The 14,340-nt window shown below is 75.0% G+C and carries 13 protein-coding genes; 5 read left to right on the top strand and 8 right to left on the bottom strand.

What is annotated here, in order from left to right:
- The 3 genes from F6X68_RS22395 to F6X68_RS22385 all read right to left on the bottom strand — a co-directional run.
- On the bottom strand, positions 1-474 hold a 474-nt coding region (locus F6X68_RS22395; RefSeq protein WP_225852361.1), incomplete at its 3' end, for a condensation domain-containing protein.
- The gene (locus F6X68_RS22390) at positions 471-710 is read right to left on the bottom strand and encodes an acyl carrier protein (protein ID WP_151456123.1); all 240 of its coding nucleotides are present in this window, start codon (positions 708-710) and stop codon (positions 471-473) included. The genes F6X68_RS22390 and F6X68_RS22395, both read right to left, overlap by 4 nt.
- Before the next feature lie 24 nt (positions 711-734).
- A complete protein-coding gene (locus F6X68_RS22385; RefSeq protein ID WP_151456122.1) occupies positions 735-1,691 on the bottom strand; it encodes a beta-ketoacyl-ACP synthase III in 957 nt (318 codons plus the stop codon).
- Between the two features lie 179 nt (positions 1,692-1,870).
- On the opposite strand from F6X68_RS22385, the gene F6X68_RS22380 reads away from it, so the two are divergent.
- Positions 1,871-2,707 (top strand): SDR family oxidoreductase, encoded by an 837-nt coding sequence (locus F6X68_RS22380; RefSeq protein WP_151456121.1) that lies wholly within the window; start codon positions 1,871-1,873, stop codon positions 2,705-2,707.
- Here the strand turns inward: F6X68_RS22380 and F6X68_RS22375 are convergent.
- From F6X68_RS22375 to F6X68_RS22355, 5 genes are all read right to left on the bottom strand, one after another.
- Positions 2,679-3,425, bottom strand: coding sequence for an SDR family NAD(P)-dependent oxidoreductase (locus tag F6X68_RS22375; RefSeq protein ID WP_132240741.1), 747 nt, complete (start codon positions 3,423-3,425; stop codon positions 2,679-2,681). The genes F6X68_RS22380 and F6X68_RS22375 overlap by 29 nt on opposite strands.
- A complete protein-coding gene (locus tag F6X68_RS22370) occupies positions 3,422-3,934 on the bottom strand; it encodes a 3-hydroxyacyl-ACP dehydratase FabZ family protein (RefSeq protein WP_151456120.1) in 513 nt (170 codons plus the stop codon). The genes F6X68_RS22375 and F6X68_RS22370 overlap by 4 nt, the downstream gene beginning before the upstream one ends.
- The gene (locus F6X68_RS22365) at positions 3,931-4,305 is read right to left on the bottom strand and encodes a hypothetical protein (RefSeq protein WP_151456119.1); all 375 of its coding nucleotides are present in this window, start codon (positions 4,303-4,305) and stop codon (positions 3,931-3,933) included. Before F6X68_RS22365 ends, F6X68_RS22370 begins: the two co-directional genes overlap by 4 nt.
- Before the next feature lie 106 nt (positions 4,306-4,411).
- A complete protein-coding gene (locus F6X68_RS22360; RefSeq protein WP_151456118.1) occupies positions 4,412-4,846 on the bottom strand; it encodes a VOC family protein in 435 nt (144 codons plus the stop codon).
- Positions 4,847-4,888: 42 nt separating this feature from the next.
- Positions 4,889-6,706, bottom strand: a complete 1,818-nt coding sequence (locus F6X68_RS22355; protein WP_151456117.1) for a BTAD domain-containing putative transcriptional regulator — start codon at positions 6,704-6,706, stop codon at positions 4,889-4,891.
- A 307-nt stretch (positions 6,707-7,013) separates the two neighbouring features.
- Here F6X68_RS22355 and F6X68_RS22350 point away from each other — a divergent pair, with 307 nt between their 5' ends.
- The 4 genes from F6X68_RS22350 to F6X68_RS22335 form a co-directional block, all read left to right on the top strand.
- Positions 7,014-10,130 carry a type 2 lanthipeptide synthetase LanM family protein gene (locus tag F6X68_RS22350; protein WP_225852360.1) on the top strand — a complete coding sequence of 1,039 codons (3,117 nt, stop codon included), beginning with the start codon at positions 7,014-7,016 and terminating at the stop codon, positions 10,128-10,130.
- A gap of 86 nt (positions 10,131-10,216) precedes the next feature.
- Positions 10,217-10,453: a hypothetical protein gene (locus F6X68_RS22345; RefSeq protein ID WP_132240737.1), complete on the top strand. Its 237-nt coding sequence runs from the start codon at positions 10,217-10,219 to the stop codon at positions 10,451-10,453.
- 83 nt (positions 10,454-10,536) lie between these two features.
- Positions 10,537-13,437, top strand: a complete 2,901-nt coding sequence (locus F6X68_RS22340; RefSeq protein ID WP_225852359.1) for an AAA family ATPase — start codon at positions 10,537-10,539, stop codon at positions 13,435-13,437.
- A gap of 236 nt (positions 13,438-13,673) precedes the next feature.
- Positions 13,674-14,340, top strand: a 667-nt coding sequence (locus F6X68_RS22335; RefSeq protein ID WP_151456115.1) for a family 16 glycoside hydrolase, incomplete at its 3' end; no start/stop codon positions are given.

The following is a 14,340-nucleotide window of genomic DNA, read 5'->3' as shown; positions in this document are numbered from 1 at the left end:
CGCCCGGTACGCGTCGCCGAGGTCCCGCCAGATCAGGTACTGGGAGAGCCCGTCGGTGGCGATGTGGTGGATGACCAGCACCAGCGCGCAGTCCGTGGGCCGGCGCAGCAGCACCGCCCGCAGCGGGCCGTCCTGTTCGAGCCGGAGCGGCTGCTCGCCGACGGCGTGGATGAGCGTACGCAGGGTCTCGTCGTCCACGTCGCCGACGTCGCGGACCTCGATCGCGCCCGAGCCGGCGGGGTCGACGAGCCGCACCGGCCCCGCTCCGGTCTCGGCGAACCGGGACCGGAGCAGGTCGTGCCGAGCCTGCACGGCGACGAGGGCGGCCCGCAGCACGTCGGTGTCGAGGACCGGCTCGGCGAGCACGGCCGTCACCACGTTGCTGGTCGAGCTCTCGGGCGCGAGTCGGTACAGCGCCCACTGCGCGGCCTGACCGACGGACAGCTCCCGGGTGTCCCCGTCGCCGGCGTTCACTTGGCGCCGAGCACGAAGTCGGTGAGGTCCCGGACGCGGACGAAGTTGCCGACCTCCTCGTCCGGCACCTCGATGTCGAAGTGCATCTCGGCGGCGCCGAGCAGGTCGACCAGCTTGAGCGAGTCGAGGCCGAGGTCCACGAAGGTGTCGTCGGCGGAGATCGGCCGGTCCTGCTCCTCGGTCATCAGCTTGCGGGTCAGCTGCTCGACGTCGGCGGCCACCTGGTCAACGGTCATGTCAGTGTCCTTTCGGGAGGGTGTTCAGGGCATCCGGACGATCTGGCCGGCGTAGGCGAGGCCGGCGCCGAAGCCGAGCAGCAGCGCCTTGTCGCCGGGCTTGGTACGGCCGCTCTCGTGCAGCCGGCTCAGCGCGAGCGGCACCGAGGCCGCCGAGGTGTTCCCCGTGTCGATCACGTCCCGGGCGACCTTCTCCTCGGGGATCTCCAGGATCTCGGCGAGCTGCTCGATGATCCGCAGGTTCGCCTGGTGCGGCACGAACCAGTCGATCTCCGACAGGTCGATTCCGGCGCGGGCGCAGGCCTCCCGGGCGACCGGGGGGATGTTCTTGGTGGACCACCGGTAGACCAGCGGCCCGTTCATCGAGGCGTACTCCTTGCCGTCCTTGGCCCACTTGGTGCCGAGGATCGGGGCCCGCCGGCCGTCGCTGCCCCACACCACCGGGCCGATGCCCTCGGTCCCGGAGCGGGAGATCACCGCGGCGCCCGCGCCGTCGCCGAAGATGACGTACGTCGCCGGGTCCTCGGGGTCGATGAACTCGGTGAGGTGCTCGGCGCCGACGACCAGCACGTTGCGCGCCTCGCCGAGCCGGACCGCGTTCGACGCGACCGACACCGAGTAGGCGAAGCCCGCGCAGGCGGCGTTCAGGTCGAACGCGCCGGTGGCGGGGATGCCGATCCGGTGTGCGACCTCCGGCGCGCCGCCCGGGATCCGATCCCGCTTGGTGGCGGTGGCCAGGATGAGCAGGTCGACCTCGGAGGGGTCGACGTTCGCCATCGCCAGCGCCTTCGCGCCGGCCTCGGCCGACATCACCGGCACGGTCTCCCCGGGACCGGCGGCGTGCCGGGTCTTGATGCCCGTGCGCTCCTCGATCCACTCCGTGGTCACGTCCGTACGCAGTGCGATGTCCGGGTTGGTGACCACGCGGGTGGGCCGATAGGCGCCGAGCCCGGTGATCGCCGAACCGAAGATGCTCGACATCGTTCTCCCTTCGTCAACCCGGCCGGCAGCCGTGTCGAGGACTGCCGGGAGAAAGGCTCGGGCAGCCGCCTCATAGCTTCTCTACATATCGACGCGGCATAGGAATGCCATAGCCGGCGGCGGAAGTCTGCGCCGGGCACGGACCGCCGAGGCCCGAAGGCCGATCGAGAAGGTCCAGGATGAGAGACTTCACTGACAGGGTGGCGGTGGTCACCGGCGCCGGCTCGGGCATCGGCCGCGCGCTCGCCGTCGAGCTGGCCGCCCGGGGCGCCCTGCTCGCCGTCTCCGACGTGGACGACGAGGGGCTGCGGGAGACCGTACGGCGCTGCGCGGGCCGCGACGGCCAGGTGCGCGGATACCGGCTGGACGTGTCGGACCGCGCCGCGGTGCTGGCGCACGCCGAGCGGGTCGAGGGCGACTTCGGCCGCGCCGACCTGGTCGTCAACAACGCCGGGGTGACCCTGCTCGCCTCGGTCTCCGACGGGGCCTGGGAAGACCTCGAATGGGTCATGAACGTCGACTTCTGGGGAGTCGTGCACGGCACCCGGGCGTTCCTGCCGCTGTTGACGGCGTCGCGGGGTCACCTGGTCAACGTCTCCAGCGTGCTGGGGCTGGCCGGTGCGCCGATGCAGAGCGGGTACAACGCCGCCAAGTTCGCCGTCCGGGGCTTCACGGAGGCGGTGGCACAGGAACTGCGGGCCGACGGGGTGCCGGTCGGGGTGAGCTGCGTACATCCCGGCCGGATCAGGACGAACATCATGCGCAACGCCCGCAACGACGGGTTGCGCGACTACCAGGCGGTCCGGGAGCACTTCGAGCGTTCGGTGGACGTCACGGCGGAGCACGCCGCCCGAGTCATCCTGCGCGGGGTGGCCCGCAACCGGGCCCGGATCCTGGTCGGGGCGGACGCCTACCGCACCGAGATCCTGACCCGGCTGCTCGGACCGTGGTACCCGAGGCCGGCCGCCGGCCGTGGCCGGCGGCCGGTCACATCGACAGGCCGCCGTCCACGGTGACCACCTGACCGGTCAGGTACGACGCCCGGGAGGAGAGCAGGAACGCCACCACGTCGGCGATCTCCTCGCTACGCCCGAGCCGGCCCAGGGCCACCCGGTCCCGGGCGATCGCGCCCAGCTCGTCGGAGAGGGCGGCGATCATGTCCGTGTCGACGTAGCCGGGCGCCACCACGTTCGCCCGGATGTCGTACCGGCCGACCTCCTTGGCGAGCGCCTTGGTGAAGCCGATGATCCCGGCCTTGGAGGCGGAGTAGTTCGTCTGCATCGCGTTGCCGGCCACCCCGGACACCGAGGAGACCGTGACGATCGACCCCCTGCGCCGGCGCATCATCCGGCGGACCACCGCGCGGCAGACGTGGTAGGTGCCGTCGAGGTTCACCTCCATCACGGAGCGCCAGTCGGCGTCGGCCATCAGGGCCAGCGGCCGGTCCCGGATGATCCCCGCGACGGTGACCACCGCCTCGGGGTCGCCCAACTCCCGCTCGGTGGTCGACACGAAGTTCCGCACCGCGGCGGGGTCGGCGACGTCGACCGCCAGCGCCAGCACGCGCCCGCCGTCTCCGGCCGCCTCCGCGACGACCTCGTCGGCGGCGTCCTTGCTGGACTGGTAGCACATGGCCACGTCGTAGCCGTCCCGGACCAGCCGCAGCACCACCGCCCGGCCGATCCCCCGGGAGCCGCCGGTGACCAGGGCGACGGGCCGCCCACCGGCGCTCACCGCGCCGCCCCGGACGCCACCGGGGCCGGCTCGGCCGGCTGCGCGGGGACCGCCGGGTGGGACTCCCGGGTCGCCGCGTCGAGGGACGCGCGCAGGGACTCCACCGACCGCATCGCACCGACCAGGCGGCCCACCCGCAGCACCACGGTGGACCCGACGACGCTCTCGCCGGTGACGAAGGCGGTGTCGGCGACCAGCCGGGTCATGGTGACGTGGTGCTCCACCGTCTCCCCCGGCAGCACCGGCCGGCCGAACCGGATGCGCTCGAAGACCCCGGCCACCGGCACGCCGTCGGTCAGCACGTCCGGCATCGGCCGGTCGTGCCGGATGAGCACGAGCGCCGCCTGCCCCCAGGACTCCAGCAGCAGCGACATCGGCAGCGGCCGGTCACCGGTGACGGTCAGCGAGCCCACCAGCCGCCGGCGGGGCACCAGCTCGGTGACCCGGTCGACCAGCAGCATCGGCGGCCGGTGCGGAATGATCCGCCTGATCTCCTCGATCCCCATCATGGTGCGCACTCCTCGCTCGCGTAGCGCAGCAGCACCTCGGCGACCGGCACTGCGGCGGCGGCGACCTCGCCCCGCCACAGGTCGCCGCTGCGGCGGATGGTCACGACGAGTTCGTCGTCGCCCCGGAAGGGCAGCAGGAACCGGCAGCTGACGATCTCGGCCAGCGTCAGCTCGGGGGCCGCGGCGCGGACCGCCCGGTGCACGAACTCGAAGATGTGGACCCCGGGCAGCAGCGGAAATCCGGGGTAGTGGCCGGCGAAGACCGGATCGTTGAGGTCGGGGCGGATTCGGGCCACGATCGTGTCGGGGGCGACGTGCTCCACGTCGACGGGGACGGCCGTCGCGCAGTCGGCCGTAGTCAGGGCGTTCACCCGGCCACCATGCGACGACCTGCTATATCTTCTCTACAACGCGGCGGGTCGCCTCAGGCCGGGCACCCGTGTGGACGAGTGGGCGCAGGCACCGCTGAACCGCGGGTCACACGACGCAGAACTCGTTGCCCTCGGGATCGGCCATCACGACGTGGCTGGGGACGCCGCCCACCACGTCCTGACTGACCACCGTGGCGCCTGCCCCGCTCAGCCGCCGCACGGTCTCGGTGACGCGGGGCCACCGAACCTCCTGCGGATTGTCCCGACCGCCCGCCTTGATGTCGATGTGCAACCGGTTCTTGGCCACCTTCGGCTCGGGCACCTTGAGGAACGAGACACTCGGCCCCACCCCCCGCGGGTCGACCAGGTAGGCGCCGTCGTTCCACTCCTCCGGCGGCACCTCCCAGCGGATCAGCCACTCCTGCCAGCTCGCGAAGCCCTCCGGCACGGGGGCTTCCACGTAGCCGAGGGCCTCGCGCCAGAACGCGGCCAGGCGCGCCGGATCGGCGCAGTCGACAGTGATGCCCCAGACGACGGTCATGCACCATCTATACCGGAGCCCCGGGTGCCGCCGGTCGCCGGGTCAGTTCCCCACCGCGCTCAGCGCCCCGGCGCCCGCCACCAGCACCCGGTCGGCCTGGTCGGCCTTCTCCCGGGCGAAGACGCGCACGAGGTCGTGGAAGCGGAACCGCTGCCGCCGGCCGCCGTCGGACTCGACGATCTCCAGCAGCCGGGCGTCGACCAGGTTCTCCCCCACCTCCTCGCCGGCGTGCCGGGACACGCCCAGCACCTCGGCGGTGCACCAGCTGGGGAAGGCCGGCGTACGCAGCAGCGCCAGCCGGCGCAGGGCGAGCTGCCCCAGGTCGGCCAACTGGTGGTAGCTGCTGTCCAGCCGTTCCCGGACGTCCATCGAGCCCAGCCGGAGCTCGTCCAGCCGGTACCGCTCGTCGGCGAGCCGGTCCGCCAGGTAACCGAGCGACCAGTGCGGGCGCGCCAGCAGCCGGGATCCGGCGACCCGGACGCCGAGCGAGAGCCGACCGCACAGCTCGACGATCCGGCCGGCGGCGTCGGCCTCCTCGGCGACCCGCTGCGCCCCGATGATCCGGCCGAGCAGCGCGAGCGCCTGCCCCCGGTCGAGGGTGCCGACCTCGATCGACGTGGCGCCGGCCAGCTCGGGCATGCGGAGCCGGCTGGTGACGATGACCTGACAGCCGGGGTCGCCGGGCAGCAGCGGGCTCACCTGCTCGTAGCCCGCGGTGCCGTCGAGCATGACCAGCAGCCGCCGGCCGGCGAGCTGGCTGCGGTAGAGCCGGACCCGCTCGTCGAGCCCCTTCGGGATCGCCGACTCGGCGTGGCCGAGGCTGCGCAGGAACCAGCCGAGCACGTCGTACGGCTCGACGGCGTTGCCCCGCGCGCGGCCGAGGTCGGCGTAGAGCTGGCCGTCGGGGAAGGCGGTCCGGGTGAGGTGGGCCGCGTGCAGGGCGAGCGTGCTCTTGCCGACGCCGGCCATCCCGGTGACCACGGCGACCGGCGGGCAGGCCCTCGGCTCGGCGGTCAGCACCCGGAGCAGCCCGTTGAGCTCCTCCTCCCGGCCGGCGAAGTCACCGACGCCGGGCGGGAGCATCGCGGGCCGCACGCCGTGCCAGCTCGGCTCCGCGACGACCGCCGGGGCCGGCGGGCCGGCGAGGATCGACCGGTACGCCTCGGTGAGCAGCGGCCCCGGGTCGACGCCCAGTTCGTCGGCGAGCACCCGGCGGCCCTCGTGGTAGGCGGCCAGCGCGTCGGCCTGCCGGTCGCAGTGCAGCAGGGCGGTCATCAGGTGGCCCCGCAGCCCCTCGTGCAGCGGGTGCTCGGCGACGAGCTGGGTGATCTCGGAGACCAGCCGGACGTGGCGTCCCAGCCGCAGGTCGGCTTCGATCCGGCTCTCCAGGACCGCCATCCGCAGCTCCGCCATCCGGTGCGACTCGGCCGTCATGAGGTGCTCGGTCACGTTGGACAGCGCGGGGCCGCGCCACAGCGACATGGCGGCGTGCAGCCGCTCGGCGGCCTCGGCGTACCGCCCGTCGCGCAGTGCCTCCCGACCGGCCTCGGCCAGGCGCTCGAACTCGTCGAGGTCGAGCCGGGCGGCACCGGTGCGGATCTGGTACCCCGACCACTGCCGGACGATGTCCACCTCGGCGCCGAGGTACTTGCGCAGCCGCGAGACGTAGTTGTAGAGCTGGGCGGCGAAGGTGGCCGGCGGGCGCTCCCCCCAGAGCAGCTCGCACAGCCGGGTGTCCGGCACGGTACGCCCCGCGGCGAGCAGCAACGCCGCGAGCACGGTGCGCTGCTTCGCACCGTCCAGCGCCACCTCCGATTCACCCTTCCAGGCCCCCACCGGCCCGAGTACCCGAAACTCCATCCTGGCTCCGTTCATCACGCCGCCCCGGGTAGAACAGTCGCCCGAAGACTCATCGGCGCCGGCAGCGTCCACATGCGTGGGCGGCACTCAATTTCCCGGCGACGTCACGCTGGCCGTTCAATTGATCACCGATCGTGACTAGGATGGGGCGGGTCGCACGTGGGGCGAGGAGCCGCCGCTGGCCCGGCCGGTCCCGCCGCCCGCGGACCTGGGCGGGTCCGCGCGCACCGGCGTGGCCAGCAATGGGGCATGAATGTGAGTAGTTTCCACTCATGAACTCCGCGCCCCGCTCTGGCACCGTGCAACGGTGACCTCGACTCCCCTGGCCGGCGCCACCGATCACGCCTGCTCCGGCGTACGGCTGGCCCCGCACTGGTGGGCCTCGGGGCTCGCGCTGCACGAACGCGCGCCGGGCGCGCCCGGCCGACGCTCCGCCGACGCACCGCACGACGCGGACGACGCCGGCCGGCGGCTGGACCGGTGGCGGGACGGGCACGGGCCGGGCCTCGGGGCGCGGCTCGCCGAGGTCGGCCTGGACGAGGCGGGGCTGCGCGACCTGCTGGCCGAGGACCGGGCCGCGCTCGCCGCCAGGACGACCCGCCCGGCGTGGGCGGAGACCGTCGAGGCGGCCCTGGCCGCCGCGGCGGCGTCGCGGCGGTCGGCCGAGGAGGCGGACTGGCGGTCGGCCGAGGAGGCGGACTGGCGGGCCGCCCTCACCGCGCCCCTGCAACCGTTCGTGGCAATCGCCGCCGACCGGTTTCTCGTCGGGGCCCGTCGGATCGCGACGGAGAGGACGGTCGACCTGGCCGCCCTCACCGACCGGTTCGCCGCCGCACTGGGTCGCCGCCTGCTCGCCGTCGCGGCCCGCACGCTGGTCTCGGAGCTGCACCGACGCCGGGCCGCCGGCCGGCTCGCCGGCGCCGACGGCCGGGCCCGCTTCGCCGACTTCGTGGCCCAGCTCTGCGACCCCGCCGGGCTGGCCGAGCTGGTCGACCGCTATCCCGTGCTGGCCCGCCTGCTGGCGCAGGCCGCCACGGCGGCCGCCCGGTCCGGGCTCGAACTCCTGACCCGGTTCGTCGCCGACCGCGACGACCTGGTGGGCACCCTGCTCGGCGGCGACGACCCCGGCCCGCTGGTCGCGGTCGACAGCAACCTGGGCGACGCCCACACCGGTGGCCGCACGACCAGCGTGCTGCGCTTCGCGGACGGCCGGCGCGTCGTCTACAAGCCGCGCGACCTGGCCTCCCAGGTCAGCTTCACCGGGTTCGTCGACTGGCTGGAGCAGCGGGCGCCGGGGCTGGGGCTGCGCGGGGTCGCCGCCCTGACCCGACCGGGCTACGGCTGGTCGGCGTACGTCGACGCGACGGCGCTGCGCCACCCGGGGCAGGCGGACGGGTTCTACCGCCGGCAGGGCGCCCTGGTCGCGCTGCTGCACGCCCTGCACGCCACGGACATGCACTACGAGAACCTGATCGCCGCCGGCGACACGCCGGTCGTGGTGGACACCGAGACGCTCTTCCACCCCGCGCTGGGCGAGCCGGTGGGCACCGGCGACCCGGCCGCGGACCTGCTGACCGCCTCGGTGCACCGGACCGGCCTGATACCGGTGATCGTCGTGGGCGACCAGGGAGCGATGGACCTGTCCGGCGTCGGCGGCGACCGGGGCGGGACCGCACCCGTCAGCGCGCTCGACTGGGCCGACCCGGGCACCGACCGGATGCGGTTGACCCGGCGGGCCGTCGACTTCGCCGGCGGCCGCAACCGACCCCGCGTCGGCGACGCCCTGGTCGATCCCGGTGCCCACGAGCCGGCGCTGCGGGCGGGGTTCCGGCAGGCGTACGAGACGATCCGGGCGCACCGTCGGGAGTTCACCGAACTCGTCGCGTCGTGCGCCGACGTCCCGGTACGGCTGGTCGCCCGGCCCACGTCGGCGTACCACACCCTGCTCACCGAGACCACCCACCCGGACGTGCTCGGCGACGCGCTGGAGCGGGACCGCGCGTTCGGCGTCCTCTGGTCCAGCGTGGCCGGGCACCCCTTCCTCGCCCAGTTCCCGCGGCACGAGGTCGCCGCGCTGTGGGCCGGCGACGTCCCGCTGTTCGAGGGCACTCCGGGCAGCCGGACCGTCCGGGTCGCCGGGGACGGCGAGCCGCTGCCCGTGCCGCTGGCCCGCTGCGGGCTCGACGCCGCGCTGGGCAAGATCGCCGCGCTGGGCGAGGCCGACCGGCGGCACCAGGAGTGGATCGTCGCGGCGACGCTGGCGACCCGTCGCCCGGTCGACGGCCGGCACGCCGCCGCACCGACGTCCCGGTCGGTCGCGGACGCCGCCGCGTCGCCGGAGCGCCTGCTCGCCACGGCGTGCGCGCTCGCCGACGAGATCCAGACCCGGAGCGTGACCGGCGCGGACCGGGTGAACTGGCTCGGCCTGGAGCTGGTCGACGACCGGCAGTGGCTCGTCCTGCCGATGGGGGCCGGGCTGGCGAACGGGCACCTCGGGGTCGCCCTCTTCCTCGGCCAGCTCGCCGCGGTGACCGGCACCGCCCGCTACGCCGAGCTGGCCCACCGGGCCGTCGCCGGGGTGCCGGGGCTGTTCCAGCTGCTCGACGCGCGCCCGGACCTGGTCGCCGCGATCGGCCCCGGCGGGCTGTACGGCCTCGGCGGCATCGCGTACGGGCTCGCCCGGCTGTCCACCCTGCTCGCCGACCCCGGGCTCGCCGGGCAGGCCCGCGCGGCGGTCGACCTGGCCGCCGCCGCCAGCGCGGGCTCGGCGGCCGTGGCCTGGGCCGACGGGGGCGCGGGCTGCCTCGCCGCCATGGACGCGGTGCACGCCGAGCTGGGCCACGCGCCGGCGGCGTCACTCGCCCGGGGCTGGGCCGACCGGCTCGTGGACGCGATCGAGCGGGACGAACTGCCGACGGGGGTGGGCTTCGCCGACGGGGTGGCCGGCATCGGCTGGGCGCTGGGCCGCCACGCCCGCACCGGTGGCGCCCGGTACGCGCGGGCGGGCCGGCGCGCGCTGCGCCGGGCCGGCACCCCGGGCGGCGACGGGGCAACGGGGTACGGCTGGTGTCGCGGTGCCGCCGGCCTGACGCTCGCCCACCACGCCCTCGCCCCCGACGAGGCGGTACGCCTGCTCACCGACCGTCCGCTGCTCGACGACCTCAGCCTCTGCCACGGCGAGCTGGGCGTCGCCGAGGCGACGGGTGTCCTCGACGGTGGCGCGGCCCGGCGACGTGCCGGCCGGATCCTGGACGCCGTCGACCGGTACGGGGCGTCCTGCGGGACCCCGGGCAACGTGCCCACCCCCGGTCTGCTCACCGGCCTCGCCGGCATCGGGTACGGGCTGCTCCGGCTCTCCGGGGCCGGGCCGGTGCCGTCGGTGCTGCTGCTGGAACCGACCCCTGAACCGCGCACCTCGGGTTGAGGTCCGCCGGGCGACCGACGACGATCTCCAGAGGAGCCGCCAGCTCCGGAAACGACCCACGAAGTCACCAACAGGAGGAATGACAGTTGTCCGAGAACCAGCTCCCCCCGTGCCGTGTCGACGAGACCGACTCAGCGGCGCCCGTCGACGACCCGGCCGGGGCGATGTGGCTGCAGCCCGTCGTGACCTTCGGGATCCGCGCGGCGGCCCTCGCCAGCCTGGTCGTGCCCGTGGGCATGGTGATCGGCGGTCTCGTCGGTGACGCCGGCGCGGCGGCGGACGCCGCGCCGCTGACGACCTGCTGCCCCGAGAAGCCGATGTGACGACGGAGCAGTAGCCGTTCGGGGGACCGGCGTCGACAGCACCGCGTTGGGCGAGGCCTGCCTCCTCGGATAGCGTGCGCAGTGTGTACCGCTCCTCGAAGTTCATCGGCAGGGACGCCGAACTGCGCGCGGTGCTGAACAGCCTCGAATCGGCGCGGGCGGGGCGGGGCGGCGCGGTCTTCGTGGTGGGCGAGAGCGGCGTCGGCAAGTCCCGCCTCGCGTCGAGGGTCGCGGAGCTGGCCACCGCGGCGGGCATGCGGGTGATGCGGGGCCGGGGCAGCACGATCGGCACCGCGGTGCCGCTGCGACCCCTCACCGAGGCGCTGCTGTCACTGCTGCGGTCCGGGCCGGTCGACCCCACCGTGCTCGGGCCGTACGGCCCGATCCTCGGCCGGCTCGTCCCCGACTGGGGCCGGCCGCCCGCCGACCAGGAGAACGCGTCCCTGGTGATCCTCGCCGAGGCCGTCCTCCGGCTGACCGGCGTGGCCGGCGCGGGGCGGGGTTGCCTGATGCTGCTGGACGACCTCCAGGACGCCGACACGGAGACGTTGACCGTGCTGGAGTACCTGATCGACAACCTCGCCCTGCAACCGACCCTGCTGCTGGGGGCGATCAGGGCGGAGCCCTGCGCGGCGTCGACGATCGCCCGCTCGGCCGCCCAACGCGGTCAGTGCACCCTCATCGAGCTGGGCCGGCTCGACGACGACGCGCTGCGGCAGATGGTCGGCGCCTGCCTCGACGCCGACCCGGAGCAGGTGCCGGCGGCAGCGCACGCCCTCGTCTCGACGGGCAGTGCCGGCAACCCCTTCCTGATCGAGGAACTCGTCGCCGGCATGGTCGACGGCGCGCTGCTGATCGGCGGCCCGGAGGGCTGGCGGCTGTCCGAGGAACTGCCCGCCGCCCTGCCGGGCACCCTGGCGCGGGGCATGGCGCAGGGGGTCGAGCAGCTCGGCCCCCAGGCCCGGGAGCTGCTCTCGATGGGCGCGCTGCTGGGCCAGCGGTTCCCGCTGGCCGTGGTGCAGGCGGCCACCGGGCTGAGCGACCACGACGTGCTCGACCACCTGTGCGGCGACGTCGCCGGGCGGCTGGTCACGGTGGACGACCAGCTCACCGACTGGTACGCCTTCCGGCACCGGCTGACCCGGGAGGCGCTGCTCAGTCTCCTCGGCCCCGCCGACCGCGCCCGGCTCGCCCAGCGGATGGCCGACGCGGTGGCGGCGGTCTTCCCCGGCCTGCCGGGCGAATGGTGCCAGGTGTCGGCCACGCTGCACCTGGAGGCCGACAACCCGGAGGCGGCCGGCCGGCTGTTCACCGAGGCGGGCCGGCGGGCGATCGCGCAGGGCGGCGCCACCACCGCGGTCGCCCTGCTCGACCGCGCGATCGGCCTGCTCGGCGAGAACCCGGTGGCCCGGGCGGCCGCCCTCGAAGCCCTGCTGCACGCCCTGGCGGAGGCAGGACTGGTCGAGCGGGCGCTCGCCTCGGTCAGCACCCTCGACCAGATCGGTGGCGTCGATCCGCGCCGGCGGGCGCAGCTGCACACCCGGCTGGCCTGGGCCGCGACGGTCGCCGGCCGCTCGGCCGAGGGGCTGGCACAGGTGGAGCAGGCGCGCGCCCTGCTCGGCCCGGACGCCGCCGCGGAGGACACCGCGCCGGTCGACGTGGTCGCCGCCCACCTGGTGCTGGACACCGCCGGGCAGGACCAGCTCGCCACCGCCGAGGCGCTGGCCCGCCGGGCCGCCACCGTCGCCGAGACCGTCCCCCTGCCGGTGGTGGCCTGCCAGGCCTGGCAGTTGCTCGGCGCGTTGATCCGGCACCGGGACCCGGCGGAGGCGACACGGTGCCTGGAACGGGCCCTGGCGATCGCCGCGCAGCACCGGCTGCCGATCTGGGAGATCCACGCACTGATCCGGCTCGGCAACGACGACGCGCTGCGCGACGCGCGGCTGGACCGGCTCGAACAGGCCCGGGAGCGGGCCTCCCAGGCCGGCGCGGTGACCGCGCGCCACCAGGCGGAGGCCAGCCTCGCCCTGCACGCGGTGCTGCGGGGCGACTTCGACACCGCGGGTGCCCTCGTCCAGCAGGTGCTGGCCGCGACCACCCGGCTGAAGCTGCTGGAGACCACCCAGTACGTGCTGCTGGTCAGCGCCGTGCTCGCGGCGCACCAGGGGCGGCGCCGGGAGATGGAGCACGCGCTGGCCGAGTTCCGCCGGTGGAGCGGCGATCAGGCCCTGCACGCCTCCCGCGTACACGGGCTGGCCAGGGCCTTCTGCGCGCTGCTGGAGGAGGACCGGCCCCGCGCCCTCGACGAACTGGCCCGCGCGTTCCACGCCGAGGCGCAGAGCCCGACGGTCTTCCACCTCTCCGGCCGGCACGGCCTGCACCTGCTGCTCCAGGTCACGTCCGGCGAGGCCGGCTGGCCGGCGTACGAGGCGGTGCAGGGCGACTCGGCGAGCAGGCTGCGCTGGGACCTGCAGTTCGCCCTCTTCGCGAAGGCGGTGCTGCTCGGCCGGTCCGGTCGGCCGGAGGAGGCGGCGGAGGCGGCGGCGGAGGCGATGCGGGCCGGGGCGCCGTACGCGATGGGCCGGCACCTCGCGTTGCGGCTGGTGTGCGAGTCGGCCCTCGCCGACGGGTGGGGCACGCCGGTGCAGTGGCTGCGCGCCGCCGAGGAGCACTTCCACCGCAGCGACGTGCCGGCCGTGGCCAGCGCCTGCCGGGCCCTGCTGCGCCAGGCGGGCGTACGCATGACGCAGCGCCGCTCCGGTGCGGGCGACATCCCCTCCGGCCTGCGGTCGGTGGGCGTGACGGTGCGGGAGTTCGAGGTGCTGCGGCTGCTGGTCGGGCGGCTGAGCAACCGGGAGATCGCCGGCCGGCTGCACCTGTCCCCGCGCACCGTGGAACGGCACGTGTCCAGCCTGCTCGGCAAGACGGGCCTGCCGAACCGGATCGCGCTGAGCGAGTACGCCGCCGAGGTGGAGAGCGGCTGAGAGGCGCCGCCGGGCGGCGCCCGGGTGCAACATTCCTGCAATCGACGAACGTTGACGTCGATGTCCGGGCGGCCCTAGCGTCACGGGAGGGAAAGCCCTTTCCCGCGTGGTCCGGCGCCCCGCCGGTCGGCGGCACCGCCGGTCGGCGGCACCGCCGGTCGGCGGCACCGCCGGTCGGCGGCACCGCCGCCGCCGGCCGACCGCGACCGCTCCCGTACCGCACCAGGAGGACCCCCGTGCGTGACAGGCGCATCAGACGTACCCGCGGCGCGGTCGCCGCGGTCGGCGTGTCGGCGACCGCGCTCGCCCTGGCCGCGACCATGGTCTCGACGGCCCACGCCGCCACCCTCTTCTCCGACGACTTCGGCGACGGCGACAGCGGCGGCTGGTCGAAGTCGGGCGGAACCTGGTCGGTGACCACCGACGGTTCGCCGGTACTCCGCCAGTCGAACACCGGCAGCGAGCTGGCCCGGATGTTCGCCGGGCAGACGAGCTGGACCGACTACGAGGTACGGGCCCGGGTCAAGCCGGCCTCGTACGGCAGCGGCGGTCTCGTCGCCATCGCCGCCCGGGCCAGCAGCTCCACGAAGATGTACCGGCTGTCGCTGCTGGCCGACGGTCGCGCGGAACTCCAGGCCGTCAACGGCAGTGCGATCACCGTGCTCGGCTCGGCGGCCGGCGTCGGCTCCACCGGCGCGTGGCACACGCTGCGGATCGAGGCCGCCGGCAGCACCGTGCGCGGATTCGTCGACGGCGTACGGGTCGGCGACGCGAACGCCACGCTGACCGGCGCCGGGCGGATCGCGCTGGTCACCGCCCACGCCGGCGCGAGCTTCGACGACGTGGTGGTCAGCTCCGGCGGCACCGGCCCGACCACCCCGCCGACCACCCCTGCCCCGACCA

It is taken from the genome of Micromonospora sp. AMSO12t (assembly GCF_008806585.1).
Lineage (GTDB): Bacteria > Actinomycetota > Actinomycetes > Mycobacteriales > Micromonosporaceae > Micromonospora > Micromonospora reichwaldensis.
This window is presented reverse-complemented; position numbering and strand designations above follow the sequence as displayed.

Bases quoted from the DNA above. Each gene is read 5' to 3' on its own strand.
- F6X68_RS22390 (WP_151456123.1), bottom strand. From the start codon at position 710: ATGACCGTTGACCAGGTGGCCGCCGACGTCGAGCAGCTGACCCGCAAG.
- F6X68_RS22385 (WP_151456122.1), bottom strand. From the start codon at position 1,691: ATGTCGAGCATCTTCGGTTCGGCGATCACCGGGCTCGGCGCCTATCGG.
- F6X68_RS22380 (WP_151456121.1), top strand. From the start codon at position 1,871: ATGAGAGACTTCACTGACAGGGTGGCGGTGGTCACCGGCGCCGGCTCG.
- F6X68_RS22370 (WP_151456120.1), bottom strand. From the start codon at position 3,934: ATGATGGGGATCGAGGAGATCAGGCGGATCATTCCGCACCGGCCGCCG.
- F6X68_RS22360 (WP_151456118.1), bottom strand. From the start codon at position 4,846: ATGACCGTCGTCTGGGGCATCACTGTCGACTGCGCCGATCCGGCGCGC.
- F6X68_RS22355 (WP_151456117.1), bottom strand. From the start codon at position 6,706: ATGGAGTTTCGGGTACTCGGGCCGGTGGGGGCCTGGAAGGGTGAATCG.